Annotated in this window: 16 protein-coding genes and 1 pseudogene; 9 read left to right on the top strand and 8 right to left on the bottom strand. The window is 49.4% G+C overall.

Features of this window, described 5'->3' with window-relative positions; translation table 11 throughout:
- Positions 1 to 455 precede the first annotated feature (455 nt).
- The 4 genes from DYH27_RS00915 to dut are packed head-to-tail and all read right to left on the bottom strand — an operon-like array spanning position 456 to position 5,541.
- The gene (locus DYH27_RS00915) at positions 456 to 2,438 is read right to left on the bottom strand and encodes a murein hydrolase activator EnvC family protein (RefSeq protein ID WP_029216574.1); all 1,983 of its coding nucleotides are present in this window, start codon (positions 2,436 to 2,438) and stop codon (positions 456 to 458) included.
- Entirely contained in the window at positions 2,439 to 3,347 is a 909-nt protein-coding gene (locus DYH27_RS00910; protein ID WP_004354403.1) for a DUF4292 domain-containing protein, read from the bottom strand.
- Positions 3,344 to 5,080 (bottom strand): tetratricopeptide repeat protein, encoded by a 1,737-nt coding sequence (locus DYH27_RS00905; RefSeq protein ID WP_029216575.1) that lies wholly within the window; start codon positions 5,078 to 5,080, stop codon positions 3,344 to 3,346. Before DYH27_RS00905 ends, DYH27_RS00910 begins: the two co-directional genes overlap by 4 nt.
- A 23-nt stretch (positions 5,081 to 5,103) precedes the next feature.
- Positions 5,104 to 5,541: a dUTP diphosphatase gene (gene dut / locus DYH27_RS00900; protein WP_025068402.1), complete on the bottom strand. Its 438-nt coding sequence runs from the start codon at positions 5,539 to 5,541 to the stop codon at positions 5,104 to 5,106.
- 163 nt (positions 5,542 to 5,704) lie between these two features.
- Between dut and dgt the strand changes: the two genes are divergently transcribed.
- The 5 genes from dgt (at position 5,705) to DYH27_RS00870 (ending at position 14,929) form a co-directional block, all read left to right on the top strand.
- Positions 5,705 to 7,042: a dGTP triphosphohydrolase gene (gene dgt, locus DYH27_RS00895; protein ID WP_013670593.1), complete on the top strand. Its 1,338-nt coding sequence runs from the start codon at positions 5,705 to 5,707 to the stop codon at positions 7,040 to 7,042.
- A gap of 127 nt (positions 7,043 to 7,169) precedes the next feature.
- Entirely contained in the window at positions 7,170 to 8,165 is a 996-nt protein-coding gene (locus DYH27_RS00890) for a YqiA/YcfP family alpha/beta fold hydrolase (RefSeq protein ID WP_025068401.1), read from the top strand.
- Between the two features lie 266 nt (positions 8,166 to 8,431).
- Positions 8,432 to 11,812: a DEAD/DEAH box helicase gene (locus DYH27_RS00885; RefSeq protein WP_025068400.1), complete on the top strand. Its 3,381-nt coding sequence runs from the start codon at positions 8,432 to 8,434 to the stop codon at positions 11,810 to 11,812.
- Between the two features lie 114 nt (positions 11,813 to 11,926).
- Positions 11,927 to 12,682, top strand: coding sequence for a hypothetical protein (locus DYH27_RS00880; RefSeq protein ID WP_231287471.1), 756 nt, complete (start codon positions 11,927 to 11,929; stop codon positions 12,680 to 12,682).
- A gap of 282 nt (positions 12,683 to 12,964) precedes the next feature.
- Positions 12,965 to 14,929, top strand: coding sequence for an AAA domain-containing protein (locus tag DYH27_RS00870; RefSeq protein WP_025068399.1), 1,965 nt, complete (start codon positions 12,965 to 12,967; stop codon positions 14,927 to 14,929).
- A gap of 161 nt (positions 14,930 to 15,090) precedes the next feature.
- Here the strand turns inward: DYH27_RS00870 and DYH27_RS00865 are convergent, their stop codons facing one another.
- Both DYH27_RS00865 and DYH27_RS13780 read right to left on the bottom strand, forming a co-directional pair.
- Complete coding sequence (locus tag DYH27_RS00865) at positions 15,091 to 15,948, bottom strand: enoyl-ACP reductase FabI (protein WP_025068398.1); 858 nt, start codon at positions 15,946 to 15,948, stop codon at positions 15,091 to 15,093.
- Between the two features lie 992 nt (positions 15,949 to 16,940).
- A pseudogene (locus tag DYH27_RS13780) lies at positions 16,941 to 17,323 on the bottom strand (IS1634 family transposase); the annotation flags it as partial.
- A 358-nt stretch (positions 17,324 to 17,681) separates the two neighbouring features.
- Between DYH27_RS13780 and DYH27_RS00855 the strand changes: the two are divergent.
- Positions 17,682 to 18,905, top strand: coding sequence for a site-specific integrase (locus DYH27_RS00855; RefSeq protein ID WP_025068145.1), 1,224 nt, complete (start codon positions 17,682 to 17,684; stop codon positions 18,903 to 18,905).
- Between the two features lie 216 nt (positions 18,906 to 19,121).
- Here DYH27_RS00855 and DYH27_RS00850 read toward each other — a convergent pair whose 3' ends face one another.
- On the bottom strand, positions 19,122 to 21,443 hold the full coding sequence (locus DYH27_RS00850; RefSeq protein ID WP_025068144.1) for a S8 family peptidase: 2,322 nt from the start codon (positions 21,441 to 21,443) through the stop codon (positions 19,122 to 19,124).
- 23 nt (positions 21,444 to 21,466) lie between these two features.
- A complete protein-coding gene (locus tag DYH27_RS00845) occupies positions 21,467 to 22,501 on the bottom strand; it encodes an AAA family ATPase (protein WP_244595133.1) in 1,035 nt (344 codons plus the stop codon).
- A 385-nt stretch (positions 22,502 to 22,886) separates the two neighbouring features.
- Between DYH27_RS00845 and DYH27_RS00840 the strand changes: the two genes are divergently transcribed.
- From DYH27_RS00840 to DYH27_RS00830, 3 genes are read left to right on the top strand one after another with little or no spacing between them, the layout of a single operon-like run.
- Positions 22,887 to 23,123: a helix-turn-helix transcriptional regulator gene (locus tag DYH27_RS00840; RefSeq protein ID WP_025068142.1), complete on the top strand. Its 237-nt coding sequence runs from the start codon at positions 22,887 to 22,889 to the stop codon at positions 23,121 to 23,123.
- Positions 23,124 to 23,129: 6 nt separating this feature from the next.
- Positions 23,130 to 24,212: a DNA cytosine methyltransferase gene (locus DYH27_RS00835; RefSeq protein ID WP_025068141.1), complete on the top strand. Its 1,083-nt coding sequence runs from the start codon at positions 23,130 to 23,132 to the stop codon at positions 24,210 to 24,212.
- Complete coding sequence (locus DYH27_RS00830; protein WP_029216533.1) at positions 24,199 to 25,701, top strand: ATP-binding protein; 1,503 nt, start codon at positions 24,199 to 24,201, stop codon at positions 25,699 to 25,701. The genes DYH27_RS00835 and DYH27_RS00830 overlap by 14 nt, the downstream gene beginning before the upstream one ends.

Here is a 25,701-nt window from a genome sequence, read left to right as displayed (position 1 = left end):
CCTCTCCCCTTACCTCTTGTTCTACTGCGAAAAAAAGAACAATTATGTTCTTTCACAGAGCATTTTAACCTGTCTGGAAATTGACCGGATTCACTCCGGAATTCTGCTGACCGTCACTCGGATTTCAAACAAGCCTTACTTGGGCCTCAATAGGGCCTTACTTGAGCTTCAATCAGGCCTTACTTGCACGGCAAGTAGGCACATCTTCCCATGCACCTTGTAACCAGCTGAAAATCAGATGATTCACAACCTGTTCTTACAAACATGGAAGCACATCAGAGTCCGCAGTCCACAACCTCTTCACAGAATCCTTTTTATCTTCACGAACAACCCGTCACTTCTGCCACCAGAGAATTGCGGGCGACAGAAGTCGTATGACAGAACGAGGCCCGGAGAAGAGTCCTCACACCGCTCCTCTCCGGGCCTCTCGTATATATAATAAGGTGTCAGCCGGATCAGCGCAGCCACTGTTCCGGATTCAGCTTGGCTGTTTCCTTGCGCAGCTGGAACTGCAGGATGCCGCTCCTGCCGACAGTACCGATGGTCTGGCCCGTGCCGACTTTCTGTCCCTTTCCGACACTGACAGAACCGAGGTTGGCATAGACAGAGATATAGATACCGTGGCGGACCATCACGACACTCATGCCGCCCGCCATGAAGACACCGCTCACCTCGCCCATGAAGACGCTACGGACAGCACTGCCCGGCGCACCTTTGATGTTGATGCCGTCGTTGTTCAGCCGGATGTTCGACATACCGGCGACGTTATACTGGCCGAAATGGCTGACGATACGCCCCGACAGCGGCATCGGCAGCCGGCCGCGGTTGTTGGCGAAACTGCCGGTTATGGCTCGGTCGGCAGAGCTGAGCATATCATTGCTTTCTGAAGCTGAAGCCCTTGCAGCAGCCGCCTCGCGGGCAGCGCGCTCACGGTCGGCAGCCGCTTTTCGCTCGGCCGCCACACGGGTGGCCTCAGCCTCCCGGGCAGCCTGGTCGGCACGGGCCTTCTCCTGGTCGGCACGGGCTTCCGCCTTCTCCTGGGCGGCCCGAGCTGCAGCTTCCTGTTGCTCGGCCTTGCGGATGGCCCGTTCCCGGGCGGCGGCACGCTCTTTCTGCAATGCCTCCTGACGTGTCTTCTCGGCGGCGGCACGGGCTGCAGCGGCTTTTGCGGCCGCTTCCTGGCGTGCCTTCTCGGCGGCTTCAGCAGCCGCACGGGCAGCCGCCTTGGCTTTCTCCTCACGTGCCCTGGCTTCGGCAATACGCCGTGCATTCTCACGGGCAGCCGCCTCGGCAGCCGCTTTCTTGCGTGCAAGTTCCTCCGCACGTTTTCTTGCGGCAGCGGCACGGGCAGCCGCCTGCGCCTTGGCTTCGGCGATGGCGCGGGCACGGGCCTTCTGTATCTCTATCTGGATGAGGCGGTCGATCTGAGCGTTCAACGCCTGCTGCTGCTGGCGACGCTGTGCAATGACACCCTGAAGCACCTTCTGGTCATTCTGCAGAGAGGCCACGACCGTCTGCTGCTCGACACGCTTCCGTTCCATCTGGGCATGAACCTGCCGGTCTTTGTAGAGCAGATTGCTCTTGTTTCCGCGCACCTGCTTCAGCTGCGTATGCTTCTGGTCCACCTGCTGCTGCTTGGCCTTGAGCTGCTCGCCCTGCGCCCGCTGGTAGGCGGCATACTCCCGTACGAAGCGGAGACGGCGGTACATCTGCGTCAGGCTCTTGGCAGAGAAGACGAACATGAGCTTGTCCTGTATGCTGCGGTGACGTGCCATGTAGCGCATGGATCGGATGAAACGGGCACGCCGTTCGCCCAGCTGCGCCTCGAGGGAGGAGAGCTGCCCTTTCAGGATACCGATATTCGTGTCCAGCCCTCTGATGTCGGTGGCGATGTTGTCTATCGTCCGCTGGTGCTGGCCGATTTCCGTATCAAGCCGGACAATCTTCTGCAGACGGCTGTCGACATCCTTCTGCTTTATCTTCACTTCTTCCTCGTGTTCTGATATTTCCTTCTGCAGCTGCTGGTTCTGCTTCTGCAGACCTTTGATTTCCTCTGTGGTCACATAAGCCGGAGCTTTCGCACTCTTTCTACCGGTGCGGGCATTGCGTGCGGAGGCCTTGCCACGGACGTTCTGCTGCACCTTTCCCTGTGGCGACTGGTGTCCCTTGACTTGCGGCTGCCTTCCCTTCACAAGCGGCTGCGGCTGTCCCTTCGCAGATGTCTGCCGCTGTCCTTTCACCGCAGGAGCCGGCGTTTCTGTCTTTGTCCTACGTGCTTTCTTCTGTGCAGCCCCACTCTTTCCTGTACTGACCGAAGGAGCCGGTATAGACTGGACAACAGGTGTCTTCAGCTTTGTTCCATTCTTCTTCGTATGCTGGGCGAAAGTAGTCAGCACACCGATTGACGAGAACAGGAATAATAGAAAAAGTCGTTTCATTTAAAAGTTCATTAGTTTGCCGAGGATTTCCTCTACACTTACTTTCGTGTACTTATCCGAAGGAGTCGTGAAAGGCTCCCAGTCACTGGCATCGCTGAAACCGTCGAGTTCAAAGCTGGCTTTGAGCGTCTTCGCCGGCCGCTGACCGATGGCCGGCGTATGGATTTCTACGGACTGACTGGCCGGGAACTGCTTTGAACCGAAGGGTTTGAAATCTTTATAGAACCAGGACAGTTCTGATGTGCCGTGAGTGGGGCTGGTGTAAGAGACAGCAGTGTGTGCAATCTGATCCCATCGGGCAGGTATGACCCACTTGTAGGTCATCTTGCCATCCCTCAGAACGATTTTCGCACTGCCGTCAACCTCCAGCCGATGGGTATCGACCGAGAACTGTGACATATCGGCCTCGCTCACTCTCTGCTGACGGGGGATGAACAGCTGATTCCAGAAAAGAGCCTGGAGCGTGTAGAAACTGATTCCGTTGTCACGCAGAAAAGCCACATCGTTGTAGTTTGCCTTTACGTATTGCCTGTGAATGCGGTCGATGAACAGGACATAATCCTTCGCAAACTCGATACGCCCCACCTCACTGTGAAGAATCGGAAGGAGGAGCTGCAGACGCACGACTTCATCCTTGCGCATACGGAGAATGCCCGGGACGGTGATGTCCTTACGGCCGTTGTTGACTGTAAAAGTAAGGTTCGACACGACATTCTTCTGGTAGAGCGCCTTGTCGGATATGTGCTGTATGTAGGAAAGCTTATTCCTTGTCGAATCGTCTGCTGTACGAAGTGTGTCACCGGTCGTAGACTTCAGCACAGGCTTCTGCTCCACCACCGCCTTATGCGTACCGCATGATGCCAGGACGAAGACCGCCATGCCTGCAAGCAATTTTGTTTTCGTTATCATTCTGCTATGTATTTTTTTTGTTGTATCTTTTTCTTCAGCGTAGCACTTGTGTTGCCTCCTTCGAGTGACTGCTGCCAGTACTCGAGTGCCTTTTCCATGTCGCCGGTCTGCGCATAGATGTCGCCGGCATGCTCCTTGACGACACCGCTGAGTGTCGAATCGTTGCGGATGGCCTGCTCTATGTATATCTTTGCTTCCTCATAACGTTTCTCCTGAAAGAGGATCCATGCGTAGGTATCGAGGAAGGTACTGTTGGAAGGCTCTGCCTTGATGGTCTTGTAGCTCATCTGCTCCGCCTTCGCAAGATTCCGGTTCTCCACACTGAGGTAATAGGCATAGTTGTTCAGTGCCGCCGTATTGTCCGGTTTCCACTGCAGACAGCTGTCGTAAGCCTGGAAAGCCTCATCGTTGAGTCCTTTCTCGTGGAGGATGTCGCCCATGATGGCGTAGAAGTCTGACACGATGTCGGGGTTGCTGTCAGGTTTGATCTGACCGACACCCTTTCGGAAAGTCGTCAGGGCTGCATCATTCTCATGTTTCTGGTACTGTGCCATACCCTGGAAGTAATAGAAAGCCATCTCATCCGGATTGTATTCCAGAGCCGGACGGCATATGGCAATCACCTTGTCGTAGTCCTCTGTCTCCCAGATATTCTGAATGAGCAATATCCTTGCCCTTGAATTATCAGGTTCTACTTCGATGGCCTGCTCATAGACATGATTGATGTCAGTCTTCGGCATTTTGCGGAGTGTCATGTATGCGGCTTTCAACATGAGGATGTCGGCATTCTCCTGCGGAGCCGCCAGTGCCACAGAGAAGAGCCGCATGACTTCCGTGCTGTCAGGGGTATTGTCCTTCTGGCTGGCTGCTATGACTTGCCGCAGCAGTTCCACCTTTGTATTCTGCTCCGTCTTGGCCGACTGCAGCAGTTCCCGTCTGATCGCATTCACTGTCGTCTGGTCGCCGATGCTGCTGTAGTAATCCATCATCGAGAGCCGGGCGAGCGAATTGTCAGGGTCATCCTTCAGTACGTCACGGTATTTCTGCAGGGCTTCCTTCTTCTTGCCGTTCTGCAGAAGCCAGTTCCCGAACATCACCTGATAGTTGAGTTCAAGGGGATGACTGTCGACAAGCGACTTCAGTTCGTCATACTCTTTGCGTTTCTCTCCCATCTGCTCGTAGATCTGCATCTTACTGAGCGAGATCTGCTCGTTGCTGCCTTCGACGGTCTCCAGCCGTTCCAGCGTACTGATCATCTTCCGGTAATCATTCTGCGAGCCGTAGAGCTGGTAGAGAAGCTGCAGCACATCGGTGCGTGCCTTGTTGGAACCATAGAGCCGTTCATAGGCTTTGATGGCGTCGGGATAATCTTTCTGCGTCACATAGAGCTGTCCGAGCTTTTCCTGATAGGCCGTGTTGTCCGGGTCAAGTGCCGCCGCCTTCTCGAAGTATGCACGTGCCAGGGAGTCGTTCTTCATGTCCACATAATAGCCCGCCAGCTGGAAATACACCTCCGGTGCCTGCGGATTGAGGTCACGGGCATGGCACAGAAGGTCGAAGGCAGCTGTCAGGTTGCCCATGTCCTGCTGACGCAAAGCCTCCAGATAGAAGTAATCATAGCTTTGCAGACTGTCCTTCCGGTCGGCCTGCACCGCCAGCGAAGCCCCCGTCAATGCCAAGACAAGGACCATACGGCGCATCTTTACGAAATTCAATAAACCGTTACCGAACATTCGTCTGTCTCCTTTCTTTGTCTTCACTTCATACCCGTATGTCCGTAACCGCCTTCGCCCCGTTCGGTCTCGTCCAGTTCTTCCACCTCGACAAACGCCGCCTGTTCGTGGCGTGCGATGACCATCTGGGCGATGCGTTCGCCGTCGTTGACAGTGAAAGGCGCACTGGAGAGGTTGATGAGCAGCACCATGATTTCCCCCCGATAATCGGCATCAACCGTGCCCGGAGAGTTGAGAACAGTCAGCCCATGCTTCAGGGCCAGTCCGCTGCGTGGGCGCACCTGTGCCTCGAATCCGGCAGGAAGAGCGATGTGAAGCCCTGTAGGAATGAGCCTCCGCTCCATGGGCTGCAATACAATCGGGGTGTCGATATTGGCACGGAGATCCATCCCCGCACTCTGTGAAGTGGCATAGGCAGGAAGCTGCTGATGCCCTTTATTGATTACTTTTATCCGTATCATTGACATATAATAAGGTGCAAAATTAAGCAATTAATACCATAAAACTATATTTATACGGGCTAAAAAGATGGTTTTTAGCCAATTTTAATTACTTTTGCGTGTGGCTTTCAAGATTCCGCCTCAACCCGACACCCCATCGACAATTCATCAACACCCAACACTTATGGACTGGCAACAACTCATCTCCAACAAGCGGCTCGGACAGGAAGACCGGCACGCACTGCGGCACGACGACCGCTCCGAATTCAAACGCGACAGCGACCGGCTGATTTATTCCGCACCGTTCCGGCGGCTGCAGAACAAGACCCAGGTGTTCCCGCTTCCGGGCAGCGTCTTCGTACACAACCGTCTTACCCACTCGCTGGAGGTGGCTTCACTGGGCAAGTCGCTGGGCGATGACGTAGCACGGAAACTGACGGAAGTCCATCCGGAGCTGCGCGGGACGCTCTTCGAAGAGATCGGCACGATCGTACAGACAGCCTGCTATGCGCACGACATGGGGAATCCTCCGTTCGGTCACAGCGGCGAGAAGGCCATCCAGGCATTCTTCACCGAAGGGCCGGGAGCCGGTCTGAAGAAAGATGTGAGCCGCCGCTTCTGGGACGACATCACCCACTTCGAGGGCAACGCCAATGCCTTCCGTCTGCTCACACACCGTTTCCTGGGCAGGAGGGAGGGGGGCTTCGTCATGACTTACAGTACGCTGGCCAGCATCGTGAAGTACCCCTTCAGCTCTTCCTATGCAGGGAAGCATGGCAAGTTCGGCTTCTTTGCCACGGAGGAGAAAACGTATCAGAAGATAGCAGACGAACTGGGCATCATCCGGAAAGACCGTTCGGAGATGGGCATCTGCTATGTCCGACACCCGCTGACTTACCTGATGGAGGCTGCAGACGACATCTGTTACGAGATCATGGACATTGAAGACTCGCACAAGCTCAAGCTCCTGTCGTCCGAGGAGACCGCCGACCTGCTTCTCGGCTTCTTTGATGAAGACACGAGACAGGGCATCCGCCGACGCATCGTGGACGAGGGGGTGACCGACCGGAACGAACAGGTGGTCTACTTCCGCGCCTGCGCCGTAGGCCTGCTGGAGGCGGAATGTGTCAGAGCCTTTGTCAGGCACGAGGAGGAAATTCTCAACGGGACATTCGAGGGGTCGCTCATCAAACACATCTCTGAACTCCCCCGACGGGCTTACGAGCACTGTACGGAGGTGTCCAAAGACAAGATTTACCGCAGCAAGGCCGTACTCGACGTCGAACTGTCAGGATATAAAATCATGGAGACACTCATGGAAGCCCTCATCGGTGCTGCTGCAGAGCCGGACCATTTCCACAGCCAGCAGCTCATCCACCGCTTCTCCAGCCAGTACGACATCCAGAGTCCCGACAAGGAGACCCGCATCATGGCTGTGCTCGACTATATCAGCGGCATGACGGACATCTATGCTCTGGACATCTATCAGAAGATAAACGGAATCAGCCTGCCGCTGGTATAGTGAAGCCTCCCCCAGTCTCTCAGAAGGAGGGGAGTGCCTGACGGAAGCCAGTCAGGGTAAGACTCATCACCGCCCATCATCGCCTATCACACCGCCCATCACCACCTATCACCGCTTATCACCGCTTATGGAAAATCAATATAAGAAAACCTTCCCCGACCTCATGGCTGGGAAGAAAATCATCTACGTTCACGGCTTCATGTCAGCCGGATCCACCCACACCGCACAGATTCTGCGCGACTACATGCCCCAGGCAACCGTCATCGCCCCCGACCTCCCCATACATCCCGAGGAGGCGATGGAACTGCTGCGGAATCTCGTCGGCACAGAGAAGCCTGACCTTATCATCGGCACGTCGATGGGAGGCATGTACACAGAGATGCTCTATGGTATCGACCGCATCTGTGTGAACCCTGCTTTCCAGATGGGAGCAACCCTCACCGAGAGCAATATGATGGGGAAACAGGTCTACCAGAACGAACGGCAGGACGGCGTACAGGAGGTCATCGTCACCAAAGCACTGGTGAAGGAATACAGGGACATGACCGAGCAATGCTTCTCACAGGTGAACGAGGAGGAACGGCAGCACGTCTTCGGGCTCTTCGGCGATGCCGACTCCGTCGTACACACCTTCGATCTGTTCCGGGAGCATTACCCGCAGGCCATCCGCTTCCACGGAGAACACCGCCTCATAGAAAAGGCCATCTTCCACTATCTCATGCCGGTCGTCCGATGGATTGACGACCGTCAGGAGGGACGCGAACGCCGGACAGTATTCATCGACCAGAACACTCTTGCCGACGGGTACGTAAAACCGAAGTCGAGCCTCCACAAAGCCTACGAGTTCTTACTCGACAACTACAACGTCTTCTTCGTCTGTCCTGCCCCGACGAACAGTCCGGAAGCCATTGCCAGGCAGCAGGAATGGATTGAAGAGACCTTCAGTACGCCGGCATGGAATCACGTCTTCTTCACCAACCAGCCACAGCTTCTTTATGGCGACTACCTCATCAGCAGCACCGGAAACGACGACTTCCTCGGAACAACACTGCACTTCGGCAGCGATGAGTTCAAGACCTGGGAAGAAATCATCACTTTCTTTGAACGCCTGGGAGGACAGTAAAGAACAGGGCAAAGCTATCTTTGCGGAATTATTTTCGTGAAAAGAAATATTTTTCTTCATGAAAAGAAATATTTTTCTTCATGAAAAGAAATTCTTCTCTTCACGGAAATAATTCAGGACAAGTGCCGTCTGACAGCAAAGACAAACTGTAATGACCCGGTTTCAAGGCAACAGCTTTCACACAGGACATACACTAAAGATTCTGTCCTCACGCACTGCATAATTTCAACTCCTCTTCTTCGGGAAGGACGGAGAGATACTTTTCTATGGCACACGAACTTTTCACACGCATCGCCGACATCCTTTCAGCACCGGCAGAAGCACAGCCGCGCATCATGCACGAGGCACTCGTCATCGCCTGTCACGAAGGACTGAAGGAGACCCGCCACGGTTTCGGCAACCTCTCGTCGCAGGTAGAGTCGCTCTGCCGGCAACATAACATAGCTCCACAGGACATCGTCGCCATCCAGAAGATGCGCCGGCACAGCAATTCCAGCGCACCCGTCCTGCCCGACGACGTGGCTTACGACTGCCGTGCCCTCGCTCTCTTCGTCTCTGCCGTCGTACAGGAGCCGGTTCCCCCGTTCCTTGTCGGCAGGATACCGGAACACGGACGCATGACGGAGCACATACAGATTGCAAACTACCGTTACATCCGCTGCATCGTAAGGAAGTGGAACGAGGAAACAATCCAGGTGGCCGTGACCAACCAGGACTGCAGTGAGAAGTTCCTGACGGTAGACTATACGGACACGCCGGAATATGTCGACTTCAGCTATCTGCGACCGCTGCTGCGCGAGGGGATGCAGCTGAACCTCCTCGACTGCACCGTCACACACCGGAAGGTAGTGCCAAGGCTCATCGTCGTAGAGCCCGACTATCTGCTGGATATATCCGCCATCGCCAACTGCTTTGAGAGTTACGGACACCACCCGCTGCTCTTCACGGTTAACCGGCTCGGTACACGGCCTGCCAACAAATATACCGTGCTGGGTAACTTCGCCGGGGCTGCACTCGATGACATCATCAACCATCCCGGACACTACGACATCAAGGACACCTTCCGCTCCAACTTCCGGGAAAAGGCACTGGACTTCGCCACCTGTCCCAACTTTGACGCCGCAGCCTTCAAGCAGGAGGCCGGACGGCAGGTGGAGAACATCAAGGATATTGTGGATGAAATCTTCCGCACTTTCGACCGTAGAAAAGCCATCCTCGAGCCGTCTTTCGTCTGCGAACGGCTGGGCATACAGGGACGTGTGGACCTGATGACGACCGACCTGAAGCTGCTTGTCGAACAGAAGTCGGGCAAGAACATCTTTATCGAACGCAAGTTCCGGAATCCGCACGGGTCACTCCATGTGGAGAAACATTATGTACAGCTGCTCCTCTACTACGGCATTCTGCAATACAACTTCCGCCTTACCCCGAAACAGGCACACATCCGGCTGATGTACTCGAAATATCCTCTGCCCGACGGACTGCTCGAGGTGGAGCCGCTGCAATCGCTCCTGCACGAGGCCATCCGCTTCCGCAACCAGGCCGTGGCGACGGAGTTCTGGATGGCAGAGAACGGATTTGGCAGAATACTGCCACTGCTTACCCCACAGACATTGAACACCGGGAAACAGAACGACCGGTTCTATCATGAATACCTCCTGCCACAGCTTACGGAGACACTTGCACCCCTCCACCGGCTCGACAGCCTGGAACGGGCCTACTTCATACGTATGATGACCTTTGTCATCAAGGAACAGCTTGTATCGAAAGTGGGAGCGCAGGAGGGCGTGGGAAACAGCTGTGCCGACCTCTGGAACATGCCCCTGGCAGAGAAGAAAGAGACAGGCAACATCTACACAGAACTGACCCTCATGGGCAAAGAACGCAGCACCTCGTCCAACGGCTACGACACGGTGACACTCTGCATACCCCGGCAGGGGGATGACTTCCTGCCGAATTTCCGCAGAGGCGACATGGTCTACCTCTATGCGTACAGGAAAAACGAAGAACCGGACGTGCGGAAAAGCATTCTCTTCAAGGGATCGCTGCAGGAGATACACAGCGACCGGATCGTCGTACACCTCAGCGACGGACAGCAGAACCCCGACCTGATCAGCGGAGAACGCTTCGCCATCGAACATGCTGGAAGCGACATCGGCGGCACATCGGCCATCCGGAGCCTCTACACGTTCATCACCTCGGAAACAGACCGCCGCCGGCTGCTCCTCGGCCAGCGTGCGCCACGTGTGGACAAGACCTTGAGATTGTCGTGCGGTTACCATCCCGGTTATGACGAGATTCTCCTGAAAGCGAAACAGGCGCAGGACTATTTTCTCCTCATCGGTCCTCCGGGGACGGGGAAGACCTCACAGGCACTGCAGTTCCTTGTGCGTGAACAGTTAGCAGAATGTAATAATGTTCAAAGCTCAAAGCCCAAAGCTCAAAGTTCAATCCTTCTCCTGGCCTATACAAATCGTGCTGTCGACGAGATCTGCAATATGCTTTCAGAGAATATGCTGGACTATATCCGCATGGGTAATGAGTTCAGTTGTTCCCCGGAATACAGCGACCATCTGTTACAGGAGGTCATCGACGAGAGCCCGTCTCTTCACACCATCAGGTCGACCTTGGAGAATGCGCAGATTGTGGTAGCCACCACCTCAACGATGAATTCCCGTTCTGCCCTGTTCAACATCAAGCAATTTGACCTCGCCGTCATCGACGAGGCGAGTCAGATATTAGAACCGAATATTATCGGGCTGCTGACAAGCCGGCACAAGGAAGAGCGGGCAATCCGGAAGTTCATACTGATCGGCGACCACAAACAGCTGCCGGCGGTTGTGCAACAGAGTGATGCGGAAGTGATTGTCGAAGACGAAACACTGGAAGCTATCCACCTCACCTCCTGCGCCAACTCCCTCTTCGAGCGGCTCATCCTCACAGAGCGGGCAGCAGGACGCACAGACTTCATCGGCACACTGCACAAACAAGGACGAATGCACCCTGACATTGCCGATTTTGCCAACCGCAGGTTCTATGCGAAAGAGCAACTGGAATGTGTGCCCTTGGCGCATCAGCTGGAACAGACCTTGCCTTATCATGAGGTAAGCGAAGACGAGACTGACGACATCTTGAAGACCCATCGCATGATTTTCATTCCTTCAAAATCCTGCCGGCAACTGAATGTTTCCGAAAAGGTAAACACGGAAGAAGCACAGATCATTGCCGATCTGCTCCACCGTCTGCACCGGCAGCTCGGCAGCGACTTCAATCCGCAGAAATCCGTGGGAGTCATCGTTCCCTACCGCAATCAGATAGCCATGATTCGCAAGGAAATCGAGAAACTCGGCATCCCGGGACTGGAAGAAATCAGCATCGACACGGTCGAACGCTACCAGGGCAGCCAGCGTGACATCATCCTCTATTCCTTCACGATTCAAAGCCGTTACCAGCTCGATTTCCTCACCGCCAATACTTTCTATGAGGACGGCCAGCCCATCGACCGGAAGCTGAACGTCGCCATCACACGGGCACGCAAGCAGCTGGTTCTTACCGGCAATGAGGCAACGTTAAGACAGAACCCGCTCTTCGCAGAACTCATCGACTACATCAAGGAAAAAGGTGGCTACTACGAAGACGGCTGTTGAAACGGTATGTGGAAAAGTACAGCCGGCAGGTTGTAATATACAAGGAAAAACATTATTTTTGCACTGTGTTTAGATGGAAGATGTCGTATGCCGGAAGGCGTTAAGCGTATGATTATGATGAGGAAAAAGACACTTTTCTTATTGCCGGTTCTTTGCGTGATGCTCCTGTCGTGTACGGACAGGAAACCTGTCAGCAGCGTTCATGAGGAACCGGTATTGCGGAAAGATACAGTCTCCGCAAAGAAAATGGAGGTTGCAGAAACCGTGAGGGCGAAGCCGCTTACGTATAAGATTCTTGTACCCTTCCTCTATCGCCTGTGTGACCCGGACACGCTGATAGACAGGAACTGGACTGAACTTTACCAGCAAGGAAAGGATTATTACGTTGGAAAGGCGCATTATCGAATTCGGAAAGAGGAAGACCCCTGTACAGGTGATTTGGCATCAGACCTGCGGGGAAAGCGGAAAACGATTCTGTTTGTCAATCAGCTGCCCATAAGAATGGGAAAGGTACAGGTGGCCGACGTTGAACTCTCAGACAGTTCTTACCTTGAACCCGGCACTGTCCGTAATTTCACTTTTTCCGGGAGACGTTACAAGTTGGAGGCAAAGGCGAAAGGGGAGGACATCTACAAGAATTACTGTCTGCTGCTGAACGGAGAGCGGATTGTCCGGGAAGCGCAGGTGGACGATGCTTGGTTCCGTCTTCTCTTTGCCGGCGACCTGGATGGTGACGGAAAGCTGGACCTGGTTCTTTCGGTACCGGCACATTATGAGAATCTCAGGGTCGTGCTGTTCCTGTCATCTTGTGCACAGGGCGGGCAGCAGCTTGGGAAAGCCGCCGAGGTAGATGACGACTTCAGCTGTTAGTTCCGGCCTGTATCTTGTGGGGGCCGTCAACTGACCAGTGTGGAATTTTCAGAACATACTTGAAGAATATCAGATAGCATCTTATAGCTTTCTTTTTCAAGTCAGCAGCCAAGCAGATGGGAGAGGCATTAGAACAAAAGAGGCAGAATGGGCGTATGATGTTCTTCTTTTAATGTTCCGATTCTTTTCACAATCAGCTTGCAAAGAAGAGTGTTACCCAAGTATTCGCTTAGTTACTTACAATTAACTTGTCAACTTATCATCCCGTCAACTTATAAAGCAATGTTTCAGGAAACTCCCATACAACTCTTACAACGACAGCGGTTATTGCTCCAGATGGAGTATTATGCCGAAAAGGAAACCTTCAGAAAACAGACGGAAGCCACCGGTATGCAGCGGAAAGTGAAACGGGGCGATGCCTGGTTTCCGATAAAGGTGGGCAAGCGGTTCTATAACGGACTGAACCAGCTCTGCATCGAGGTGTTCCGTACGCAGGACAGCGACATAGAACACAACTTTGAATGCGGCCGGCCGTTGTTGTTCTTCAGGTATGTTGATGGTGGAGACAAGGCGGGTGGCAGACTGAAATACTATGGTTTCACAGGTACCGTATCGTATGTGGAAGGCGACCGTATGGTAGTTGCAGTCCCCGACTCCGCCCCCTTGCCGGACCTTCAGTCGGCTTCGGAGCAGACAGGCTGTCAGTTGGGCTTTGATGAGACAAGCTACCAGATGATGTTCGATGCACTGGACCGTACAATGAAGGCAAAGGGAAACCGGCTGGCCTACCTGCGCGACTTGTTCTGTTCACGGCAGAAGGCAGAGAGATTCTCCTTTTCCCCCATTCGCCTGCCTTGGCTGAACCCTGCGCAGGAGCGGGCGGTCAACGAGGTGCTGTGGGCGAAGGACGTGGCGGTCGTCCACGGTCCGCCAGGAACAGGAAAGACGACGACACTGGTCGAAGCCATCAACGAGACACTGATGCGGGAGAGCCAGGTGCTGGTCTGTGCGCAAAGCAACATGGCCGTAGACTGGATCTCAGAGAAACTCATCGACCGGGGCATCAATGTCCTGCGCATCGGCAATCCTACCCGTGTGAATGACAAGATGCTCGGTTTCACATACGAACGGAAGTTCGAGGCGCATCCGGATTATCCACAGTTATGGTCGATACGGAAGGCTATTCGTGAATTGCGGAATAACAGGAAACGGGGATCTGAGAGCTATCATCAGAAGATGGACCGTCTGAAGAGCCGCGCCACGGAGCTTGAGATACGCATCCATACCAGTCTGTTTGGTGAGGCACGTGTCGTTGCTTCTACCCTGGTCGGGGCCGGCAGCAGGGTGATGGAGGGGCAGAAGTTCACCACCTTGTTCATAGACGAGGCAGCACAGGCACTGGAGGCTGCCTGCTGGATTGCCATCCGCAGGGCTTCGAGAGTCATCCTGGCGGGTGACCACTGCCAGCTGCCGCCGACAGTAAAGAGCATTGCCGCCTTGCGGGGAGGATTGGGCAAGACACTGATGGAACGCATCGTGGAGAACAAGCCGGAGGTCGTGACACTGCTGAAAGTGCAGTATCGCATGAACGAAGAAATCATGCGTTTCTCGTCCGACTGGTTCTATGGCGGACAGGTGGAGGCGGCTCCGCAGATCAAGTACCGAGGCATCCTCGATTATGACAACCCGATGGTATGGATTGACACCTCTGATGATACCATGACAGCAGCGTCCGGTTCAACGGCAAGTGAAGGTAATCAAACATCTGTTCCATCAGTCGAAGACAAGGAAGCCTCCTTCCACGAGCAGTTTGTCGGTTCTTCTTTCGGGCGCATCAACAAAGGAGAAGCAGAGCTGACACTCAAGACATTGAAGGATTATTTCACGAAGATTGGCAGGCAGCGTGTGCTGGACGAACGGATTGACGTAGGTATCATCTCGCCTTATCGTGCCCAGGTGCAGTACCTCCGCAGCCTGATAAAGAAGCGGGAGTTCTTCAAGCCTTATCGGAGTCTTGTCAGCGTGAATACGGTTGACGGCTTCCAGGGACAGGAGCGCGACGTGATACTCATCTCTCTTGTGCGTTCCAATGAAGAAGGGCAGATCGGTTTCCTGCGTGACCTGCGGCGTATGAATGTTGCCATAACACGTGCCCGCATGAAGCTGATAATCCTCGGCAATGTCCGGACAATGACCCGCCATCCCTTTTACAAGAAGTTGTGGGACAGCCTTTCCACAGACTCGTGATGCGCTGCCCGGTTCTTCCCAAGGAAGATGAACCGGATTCACCAGAACAGAAAACCAGTGGAATGACCTTGCGTCGTCCTGCCGCATGATACATCCGCAGAAAACAAATGCTCCGGCAAGCAAAACTTGCCGGAGCATTTCATATTGGCAGGATGAGCCTTTTATCCGTAAATGATATTCCCGTTCTCGTCCTTGTATTCGTCGAGTCCCTTCTCATAGGTAGCCATGGCGCGGAGGCTCATGCCCACATTCGAGAAGCCACCGTCGTGGAAAAGATTCTGCATGGTCACCTTGCGGGTGAGGTCGGAGAACATCACGATACAGTAGTCGGCACACTCGTCAGCACTGGCATTGCCCAGAGGCGACATACGGTTGGCAAAGTCGAAGAGCTTGTCCATGCCCTTCACACCGGCACCGGCCGTTGTCATCGTGGGCGACTGGGAAATGGTATTGATACGGACATGATGCTCACGGCCGTAGATGTAACCGAAACTGCGGGCGATACTCTCCAGCAACGCCTTCGCATCCGCCATGTCATTGTAACCGTAGAAGGTACGCTGGGCTGCAACGTAAGACAATGCCACGATGGAGCCGTAATCGTTGATGGCATCGAGCTTCTTGGCACTCTGAATCATCTTGTGGAACGAAACGGCAGAGATGTCGAGCGTGGTGTCGAGCATCTTGTAGTCCAGGTCATCGTATGTACGGTGCTTGCGGACGTTCGGTGACATACCGATGGCGTGCAGGACAAAGTCAATCTTTCCCCCGAGGATTTCCATGGAACGCTTGAAGACGTTCTCCAGGTCTTCTACATTGGTGGCATCTGCAGGAATCACTTCACAATGCAGCTTCTCCGACAGAGCACTTACCGTACCCATACGTACGGCTACAGGCGTGTTGGACAGGGTGATTACCGCACCTTCTTCCACTGCTCGTTCTGCTACTTTCCATGCGATTGACTTCTCGTTGAGGGCACCGAAAACAATACCTCTTTTACCTTTTAATAAGTTGTAACTCATAATCCCATTATTGAAATTTGGTGTAAAGGTAAGCAAAAAAGGTTGATTTGGCAAGAATTTATACATAAATAACATCTGGATGCCAGCTGGAATTATATGTTTTTTCGTAAATTTGCAACATCCTCCCGAAATGGCAGAAACTTCAGCAGAAGCCTGAAAGGGGGATGACATATATGGGAAAGCGTTTACTAACGCTTTGTTCTTGGCGATCTGAAACTTCGCAACTTTCAACTACTGTCAAGGATGAGGCAACGGTAGATGCCTTGTGGATGTGTGTACATCTAACCCGGAGTATGCTCTATCGCCAGAGAGGGTATGCCTTGGGTGAGATATATCATATCGGCGTGGCTTCTACGTTGCTCGTTCAACAGGAATGGGCAATGCGGGGACAGTAGATCTTTCGTGGGGGTAGACTCATTCTGCTTATAAAAAATCTTCTAAAGTTTAGAGTGGCCAGGATGCTGACAATGAGGACAGGATTACCGACTGTTTACTGCAAAAGTTTATTTCTCATTTGCCGTCACTTTTAACATTCTTCACTAATACATTGTCTATTAGTCTGTTATACGTATTTACAGAGTGACAGCAGTGACAGGAAAAAAATCACAGCAGACCAATCACAGGCGCATCTGCCGTGAATGAATGCCAGACTATGTCTTATCCTAAAGTATATTCTTCTGCGGCAGCCTTTTTATTGGGGAATCACGATTATTCAGAAAGCTTACTTTCAGGAGAATTATAATGCTTAACATGATCCGTACTAAGCCTTGACACTATGGGCGTACACCCTCAACACCATTCGTGTTTACCCTCGGCACACTGACAGTAAAGAATCAGTGGAGGTAAATGATAATCCCCATTAATTATCTACTGGTCCGCAATGCGAAGACCTCAGATCGCTGGACGGGTGACGGTACAGCGGTCCACGCTTTCTTTATGTTTTATCAAACCAGAAAGGCTTGTTGGGACCGGTGCAAGCAACTGCCGTAATTTATGAACTTATTATAACCCCGTTTGTTTACCTGTTGTTTTGTGATGTGCCCGCTTTTACAGGCTTCCCTCAGACGGGCAATGCCGCTGTCACGCCTATAGGCATCCTTCTTTATACGTTTCTCGGAATAGTAGACAATGATTCGTTCTCCATTCTGTCGCTTGTATTCATGGTACACCCTGTCTTTCTTGTCCAACGATAATATCATTGCCTGATGCCTGTGCTCCCACTCTTGAAGTGTGCTCCGAGTATATACTTGTAGTCGGCCTTCCGCAACAGTGCTACGTTATTCTTGTTCATCTGCCCGGAGTCAGCCACGACAACAAAATCGTTACCAAGCGTGAAACGCTGCCTGAAGTCATCAACCATCGGTATCATCGTGAATATTCTAATCATTACTCTTTCTAATTGGGCACAATTCGGGAACATTCATAAAACAAGAAAAAGCTAAGTATTGAGTAATCAATTACTTAGCTTTTCACCTTGTACCCAGACCCGGTACAATGCCGTAAAAACAAGAGAAATTAAAAGAATATATTATATTGATAATCAGCAATTTATAATTTTGTCATATTTGATAATTTTGTCCATTTTTGCCTATTTTTCGTTAGATAGTACACTTTTAGTACACTTTGATATCCGAAACTTTTTAGTATCTTTGCAAAATAAGAAAACATCTGAAAATAAACGAGTTAATGATTTTACTCGGTTTGATACGCATTTAGGTACATAACTATCAATTATGGCAAAGTTAGAGAATAAAGCAAAGGAAAACCCGAAATTGGAGCAAAATGTGCTTGCCGATGGTCGGATTAGTCTCTATTTGGAGTATTATCTCGGTAGAGAAGAAACACCTATTTTGGACGATAATGGCAAGCCTGTTTTGTATGAAACAGGTAAGATGGTGGGTAAGCCCAAAGTTCACATCAAACACAACAGACGAAAAGAAAATCTGCAGTTGTATTTAACAGCTAAGCCACGCACTCCTGCCGAGCGACAGCAAAACAAAGAAACACTTGAATTGGCTGCCAAGATCCGTGCAGAGCGTGAACAACAGTTTAAGGAAAGTATGCTCGGCTATCGTTTGAAGAAAGATAGAAATATCAACTTCTTAGACTATTATCAGGCTTACATTGATAGCTATACCAAGAAAGACCTGCGAATGATTAAGATTGCTTTGAATCGTTTTAAGGACTTTCTGAAAGAGCACTATCCTCTCTATGAGTTTAGTATCAAGCCCGATCTGATAACCAAAGAAATGATGGAACGATTTGTGGAGTATCTGCAATCGCGAAGTGTTGGTGAGGGTGCAAAGAGCATTTACCAGCGTTTCAAGAAAGTGGTGCGCTATGCTATCGACCATGAAGTGATGTTGAGAGACCCATGCAAGGGTGTGGTGTGCAAGGTAGATGAGCAGATCTTGCGTAAGGATGTATTGTCTATGGACGAAATCCAATCTTTAATCCAATGCCATTACGAAAACGAGAACCCAAATGTGCGACGAGCATTTATTCTTTGCCTGTATTGCGGTTTACGTTTCTGCGATGTGAAAGACCTGACCTATAAGAATATCGACTACACCAACCACTTGTTGAAGTTTGAGCAGAATAAGACTAAAGGACATTCTGCCAATAGTGGCGTAGTTATCCCTTTGAACGATGGTTTGCTTTCATTGATAGGAGAAGCCCCCGAAGACTTAGATTCCTCCATTTTCAACTTACCGACATACGAGAGTTGTTGCAAATCCGTAAAGCGATGGGTAAAGCGTGCAGGTATCAATAAACACATCAGCTGGCATTGTGCCCGCCATAGTTTTGCCGTGAATATCTTGAATAATGGTGCCAATATCAAGACCGTTGCAAGTCTTTTAGGGCATAGCGGATTGAAGCACACCGAAAAATATACTCGTGCAGTGGACAAATTGAAAGAGGATGCCATTAACAGCCTACCAGCACTCAACCTATAGTGTTGATTCATTTACTGGCGAAAAGAGAAGATATTTTTTCCTTTCGCCAGCTAACATCATTGTTCTGGCGTAAGAAGAATAAGTTTAGTCCAAATTGCGCATATATAGCAAGGGGCGTACTAAATATAATATATGCCAATGGAAGACGTCAAGATGTAATTATGATATAAACTAATCACACTTCATTGTTAAATATGCCTAAGTATTCAAAATGTATTACTCATTCACAATATTTAAATTTTGGCGTACGGCAATATCATTGTGTGTGAAGTTTCTGGCTGATAGTTGGGCCATACAGCGGTCATAGGTTATCCCTCTTCTTTTAGGATCATGTATAGTGAGAATGACGACAGCTTTCACATCTTCTACATTTTGTCCATCCTCTTTGTCTGCACGGGTGGAATCTCGATAAGTTGCTTTAATACTCATACCCCAGTGTCGACCCTTTCTCAGGCATTTCTCCTTCTCTGAAGGAATCATCTGTGATAGATTAATGTGGTACTTCTTTATCGGATGGTAATCTTCGGAACAGATGATGGTGCGCAACGATGCATCCATGCTTCTGAAAGACGGTTTTGAATACCTAGACTTTACAAGTACATTCTCTGGTTCTGCCAGCCTAAATGAATTTCTATATGTGGATGGCACACCTGCAGCACCAAGTACAACATACGTTATCTTGTCGTATGTCTGAAGCAGAATTTGCACGTCACTTTGGCAGTATTCGTTACCCTCCCCACTCTTGAAGATCGGTTCGGTAACCACTGTAACTGTTATTTCTCCCTCAAAATGGCCATTCTCGTCTATAAGTTCTTCGGGGAAGGGAATGTCTTGTATCTGATAGTCTTGTCCGTTGAAATCAGGTGAAAGCACCATTGTAAACTCATCAGAGTCATTATAAAGGATATCGCCAAGAACAGCAGGCTTTCCGAATCCTAACTCTTGACGAAGGGAATCATTGTCATACCCTTCCAACCTAGTGAACCCAGCACTGTGAATCAGTAGTGCTCTTACTAGAAGCGGATCAAAATGTTCTAACCGATAGCCAAGATTTGCGGCAAGAGATGTGACACGAGGTGTTGCATGGCTTGTTCCTTTGAAAATATCGGTCTGGTAACCTGTCTCGGAGAAAGTATATATACCAGTGACTGCATTGCCTCCATAATGGACTAAATCTGGTTTGGTGATTCCTGCTGGAGCATATCCTATACGTGAGAAGGGGGAACGGCTTCCTTCTTCCAAATCATGAGCATTGATTTTCTCATGGGCTATGCTACCTACTACTAATGACATCAGAGAGTCTGCTCCCTGTGTGATGCGAGTGCGTTCTGGATTCTCATTACGAATATTCCCACCAGATTTGCAGATAAGAATATGTTTTTCCTTTTGGATGCTGTCAAGTGTTACAGCAAAGTCAGAGAAATCATCATCGCTTACTTCTATGGTTGAGCCTTGAGAAAGGTTCCATACTTTTACCTCCGGATTTGCTGAAATAGCAGTCTTGATATGCTCTATCATCTCTTCCTCGGATATATGCATGGTGTGTTCATCTGTGTTGACTATGCAGGAGGTAATCATTGATGGGCAAGTGCCCGTCCATTCTGTGCCTTGTAGTGCATCGCCATAGTTAATAATGGCAGCCACTGAGGTTCCGTGACGTCGATTAATATCGGTTTCTTCAAGACCTGCAATGTTTTGATCATCTCCAACAATCCAGGACAGAAGGTGTGGAATGGCTGCAACGCCAGAGTCCAATAGTCCCACACTTGGATAACTTTCCCCGTTCTGAGGTGATTGTACTTCTATTTCCGTATTGTAAGGTTCTGGAGAAAAAGACAACTCGAAATAAGGCATCTTTTTCACGGAAATAACAGAGTCCATGGTTGCAAGACTGGCAACTATGCCAGGGTTGGCGTTTTCAACCGCGAAAAGCCGTAAATCATTTGTATAGTTTAGACGACGTATTGTAACACCGATTTGTTCACCAAACCTGCAGATAAGGCTTTCTGACAGATTGTTTAGGCGTTCATCGTGATAATTTACCATTCTCACCTTCAGAGTTCCTCCTTTTATGTCATTATCCACCGTTGGCCTGAATAGTCTCAGGTTGTCAATGACAGCCACGCCACAAATTCTGTCCTGACTGGCGATGGCTTGACTTGCTTGAGATACGCGTTCATTGATTCGATGAAGATCTGCACGGTTGTCCACCTTGACAAGTAATCCCCTGTGGCTTTCCTTGCCCAAAACATTCCTCTTTTCACGAATGTCAAAAACTGCACGCACATTTGCTCTGAAAGATTTCCTAGCTGTGGCATGTTCGTCTAAGGTCGCAATCATCATAATGGGCAATCCGTCGTCCTCACGTGTATCAAACTTTTGCTTAACCGCACGGAATATTTCTGACATCATTGCCGCATGATTGGAAACAGTCTCTTGCGTCGCCCACTTGGGAAGTTTGTTGTCGCCCATGCCTTCTTTCAAGAAACGGTCTTGCTCTTCGCGTGTATGTACTAATTGTATTGGTAATGTCTTCATTGTAAAATTCCCCTTTCTTATCTTTATTTTTTAAACGACAGATAGGCCTTTACTTTTCTGAGTCCTATGCCAGTTATTTTGTTAATCGTGATCTGTGACAGTCCATAATCGCTTAAGAATCGAACATAGTTTTGTTCTGACTTTTCTTTCTCTTTCAAATCATAAATGCCACTGAGTAGCGTTTCTATCTGGATACACTTCTCTTTGCTTAAAACACACTTTACTTTTGCACGATCAAAGACTGTTTTTAGGTCTGACGGTGACAATCCTTCTGCAACTTTGGCAAAAGCCTTACGACGTGAAGGGTCGGTAGTCAACTCCGACGTAAATGGCTCTGAGAATATATCAATCATTTCCTCAATCTCTGTTTGTTCTGGAAGTCCTATTTCTACTGTTTGGACAAAACGACGCCAAATTGCATTGTCCAACAATTCAGCATGGTTTGTCGCAGCAATGAGCACATGATCAGACGGCATTGCATCAATATTTTGAAGCAAGCTGTTGATGACCCGTTTGAGTTCACCCAGTTCATGCTGATCATCACGCGCTTTGGCAATAGCATCGAACTCGTCAAGAAAGAGAATGCAGGGGATACTGCTCGCATAATCGAATATTTTACGAATGTTCTTAGCTGTACTACCAAGCAAAGATGAGACTATCCCGTCGAGTCGAGCCACCACAAGAGGAAGCCCTGTTTGCTCACTGATATAGTGCGCTATACTGGTTTTTCCGCAACCTGGACGACCATACAACAGCAGGGTTTTCTTGATGTTAACACCTGCAAGTTCCAAATCCCCACGATGGATAACCATTTGGATAAAGTCTTTAATTTGACTACCTACACTCTCTGCAAGTATCACCTTGTGTCGCTCTGTATCTGAAGGGATGACTTCCACTATTTGCAAGCGACTGTCAGCATCGAGAGGCACCATCCGAACCGCATCTGCAACAGCCGCATTTTGAGGTACACCCTCAATCAATTTCTGACGGATGCATCGAGATAATGCCGTATCTCCTTTCCGTTCTAAACGATCGGCTAGCCTATTGGAGTATGCCAAGATCTTACGCCTATCGTTCGCCAAGCCTCCTTCTATGATTCTTAATATTTCCGTTTGCATAGCTAAGTACGTTAAAACTACTGCAAAGATATAAATAACTTTGCAATTGCGTTCTATCTTGTGCGTATTTTTGTTGTCTTTAACTAAAAATTGTGCGAATTAGATGTGTATTTGTTCGATTCTATTCAAAATATAATTTAAAGGCTGATTGCGAATCTTAATCTTCTCCTTATTTGAATTTTAGAATAATAGCGATATTATTGCCAGTGTAGCGGTCAAAACACACAAAAAAGCATAAAAGTAAGAGTATACCAGTGATTATTTGAATTTAAATGAAAGAAATTGAAAACAAATCACTACCTTTGTACCATTAAAATTCAATCAGATGGAAGATATTAATAGAATCAAGATGGTGTTATTCGAGAAGAAGCACACAGCCCGATGGCTTTCAGAACAGATGGGAGTGACACCATCTACTGTCAGCAAGTGGTGCACAAACACATCACAACCCGACCTTGCATCAATACTGAAAATCGCAGATTTATTAGAGGTCGATATCAGAGAACTGTTTGTGAGGGAATATAAACAATATCTACTTTCGCTGGAATCAGGTAAGAAGTAATTATATATGAGATATGGAATAGACATATTTTCTGGAGCAGGGGGATTGAGCCTCGGAGCAGAGATGGCTGGTATTAGGATTAGTACTGCCATAGAGATTAATCCGCACGCAACAAAGACCTTCCTGCGAAACCATAAAGGGGCAAAGGTGTTACAGGGTGATATTCAAAGCATTGACCCAAAGACATTGCATAGCGAGAAAAAGCCCATGTTTGTGATAATGGGCGGCCCTCCTTGTCAGGGATTCTCTCTGTCGAACACCAGAACCAGGAACATGAAGAATGAGAAGAATTATCTGTTCTTGGAATTCGTGCGTTTTGTTCAGGAAATAAGACCAGCATGGTTTGTTCTAGAGAATGTTTGGGGTCTCACCAACATAGACGATGGAAAGACGCAGAAGATGATTGAGGATTATTTCCGTGCTATTGAAGGCTATGACAACATATCTTCTTCGATTCTTTGGGCCTCCGACTATGGCGTCCCTCAAAACAGGAACCGATTCTTCATGGTAGGCAACAGACTTGGAATAGGTTTCAAGTTTCCAAAGAAACACGAAGCAAAGATAACCGTTGAAGAGGCTATTGGTGATTTACCATCTTTGCAGAATGGCGAGATGATTGATGAAGCCCCATACACCTTGACTTTGGAAGAAGCAAGCCCTTATGCTCAATTGATGCGCAAAGGTTCAGACATGGCCCGGCAAAACTATGTCTCCAGAAACAACGATTTGGTCATTGAACGATACAAGTTTATTGACCAAGGCCAGAACTGGCGCGCTATTCCTGACCACCTTATGCAGAACTATGCTGACAAGAGGCGGTGCCATAGCGGAATCTACAAGCGTCTGAGAGCTGACCTGCCTTCAGTTGTCATATCGAATTACAGAAAGAGTATGCTCATACACCCTTACGAAGACAGAGGTATATCAGTGAGAGAGGCTGCACGGCTTCAAAGTTTCCCAGATACATTCATCTTCGATGGTCCACTCATGCACATACAACAGCAGATTGGTAACGCAGTACCACCTCTGCTGTCTAAAGCGGTATTCCAAGAGATATTAAAGCAAACAAAGAAACATGAGCAAGGATAGAAGACATATACCCAAAGCCTCTACACTCATGGGGTCGCTTCGCTCTATGGGCTATTCATTTGAGTCTGCAGTAGCTGATGTCGTTGATAATAGTATCAGCGCACATGCACAAAACATACGCATCCTCTTTCCGACCAACCCTATGGACGAATTGGCGCTGGGTATACTGGATGATGGTGATGGAATGACTGCGGATGTCCTTTTTGAGGCAATGCGCTATGGAAGTTTGTCTGCTGAAGAAGAACGTTCAGAGGAAGACCTTGGACATTTTGGAATGGGTATGAAATCCGCATCATTGTCACAATGCCGTTGTCTAACTGTCGTAAGCTACGAAGGCAAGAAACTGAATGGTTTCACTTGGGACTATAATTACATTCTTGAAACTCAGGATTGGATGATAAAGGAATTGGATGCCAGAGAAATCGATGTTCTACCGTATATTGCAAAACTAAAAGAGCAAAAAAATGGAACATTGGTCATCTGGCAGGATTTTGATGTACTATCCAATTCGAGTGGCGGACAAGTATATTCGACATTGATGGAGTTGTGCTCCTCATTAGAAAGTACCCTCGCTTTGATTTATCATCGGTATTTGTCGGAAATAGGAACGTCGCGCTTGCATATTTTCATCAACGAACTCGACATAAAGCCACTAGACCCATTCCTGGAACAGCATCCTAAAACTACGGTCAAGAAAGAAATAGAGTTAGATATCAAAGACAGTAACGGAATTGAGAGAATGGTAAAAATCCGTCCGTTCATCCTGCCTTTTGCTACAGAGTTAAAAGGAAAAGACAAGCAACTGATTGGTGGTGTTGAGAATCTTCGTACAAAACAAGGATTCTACATCTATCGCAATAAGCGACTGATTATATGGGGCACTTGGTTTGGTATGAAGCAACGCGCGGAACTGACAAAGAACGCACGCATTCGTGTGGATATTCCTAATTCGCTCGATGACATATGGTCTATTGATATCAAGAAGCAACATGCCTCTATCCCCAAGCAAATTCTACATAGACTGAAAAAGGCTGTGGAGGAAGCACTTGAATTTTCTGTTCGTCAACAGACGTATAGAGGGCGTACAGAAAAAGTTGATGATAATCTTGATTACATCTGGGATAGAAAAAGAGGCAGGAATAACACATTTTTCTACCAAATAAATCGTGAAAGTAAACTTTTTCAGTTCATTCGTGACAAAATGAGCGATGAAGATTATGGTTATCTGGAAATGCTTCTTACAGAAATAGAGAACAACCTACCTATTCAACAGTTGTATATAGACAAGAGCAACGAATCAATTTCTGCACCAGAAGACACCAATGAGCGTCTTGACGATGTATATCAGATGGCAGTAACATTGGCAACTACCATGATGGACATCCGCTCTGACGGTTGGGAAGCGATTATTAACGACCTAATGAATTCCGAGCCATGGTGTAAATATCCTTCAACAAAAGAAAAACTGCTCAAAGAAAAAATCCAGTAA

Origin of the sequence: Prevotella denticola (assembly GCF_900454835.1) — a bacterium.
GTDB lineage: Bacteria > Bacteroidota > Bacteroidia > Bacteroidales > Bacteroidaceae > Prevotella > Prevotella denticola.
The sequence above is the reverse complement of the archived record's forward strand: the minus strand, read 5'-3'. Positions and strand labels throughout refer to the sequence as shown.

Excerpts from the sequence above, each read along its gene's own strand:
- DYH27_RS00915 (WP_029216574.1), bottom strand. The coding sequence starts at position 2,438 with ATGAAACGACTTTTTCTATTATTCCTGTTCTCGTCAATCGGTGTGCTG.
- DYH27_RS00910 (WP_004354403.1), bottom strand. The coding sequence starts at position 3,347 with ATGATAACGAAAACAAAATTGCTTGCAGGCATGGCGGTCTTCGTCCTG.
- DYH27_RS00905 (WP_029216575.1), bottom strand. The coding sequence starts at position 5,080 with ATGTTCGGTAACGGTTTATTGAATTTCGTAAAGATGCGCCGTATGGTC.
- dut (WP_025068402.1), bottom strand. The coding sequence starts at position 5,541 with ATGATACGGATAAAAGTAATCAATAAAGGGCATCAGCAGCTTCCTGCC.
- dgt (WP_013670593.1), top strand. The coding sequence starts at position 5,705 with ATGGACTGGCAACAACTCATCTCCAACAAGCGGCTCGGACAGGAAGAC.
- DYH27_RS00890 (WP_025068401.1), top strand. The coding sequence starts at position 7,170 with ATGGAAAATCAATATAAGAAAACCTTCCCCGACCTCATGGCTGGGAAG.
- DYH27_RS00885 (WP_025068400.1), top strand. The coding sequence starts at position 8,432 with ATGGCACACGAACTTTTCACACGCATCGCCGACATCCTTTCAGCACCG.
- DYH27_RS00880 (WP_231287471.1), top strand. The coding sequence starts at position 11,927 with ATGATGAGGAAAAAGACACTTTTCTTATTGCCGGTTCTTTGCGTGATG.
- DYH27_RS00870 (WP_025068399.1), top strand. The coding sequence starts at position 12,965 with ATGTTTCAGGAAACTCCCATACAACTCTTACAACGACAGCGGTTATTG.
- DYH27_RS00865 (WP_025068398.1), bottom strand. The coding sequence starts at position 15,948 with ATGAGTTACAACTTATTAAAAGGTAAAAGAGGTATTGTTTTCGGTGCC.
- DYH27_RS00855 (WP_025068145.1), top strand. The coding sequence starts at position 17,682 with ATGGCAAAGTTAGAGAATAAAGCAAAGGAAAACCCGAAATTGGAGCAA.
- DYH27_RS00850 (WP_025068144.1), bottom strand. The coding sequence starts at position 21,443 with ATGAAGACATTACCAATACAATTAGTACATACACGCGAAGAGCAAGAC.
- DYH27_RS00840 (WP_025068142.1), top strand. The coding sequence starts at position 22,887 with ATGGAAGATATTAATAGAATCAAGATGGTGTTATTCGAGAAGAAGCAC.
- DYH27_RS00835 (WP_025068141.1), top strand. The coding sequence starts at position 23,130 with ATGAGATATGGAATAGACATATTTTCTGGAGCAGGGGGATTGAGCCTC.
- DYH27_RS00830 (WP_029216533.1), top strand. The coding sequence starts at position 24,199 with ATGAGCAAGGATAGAAGACATATACCCAAAGCCTCTACACTCATGGGG.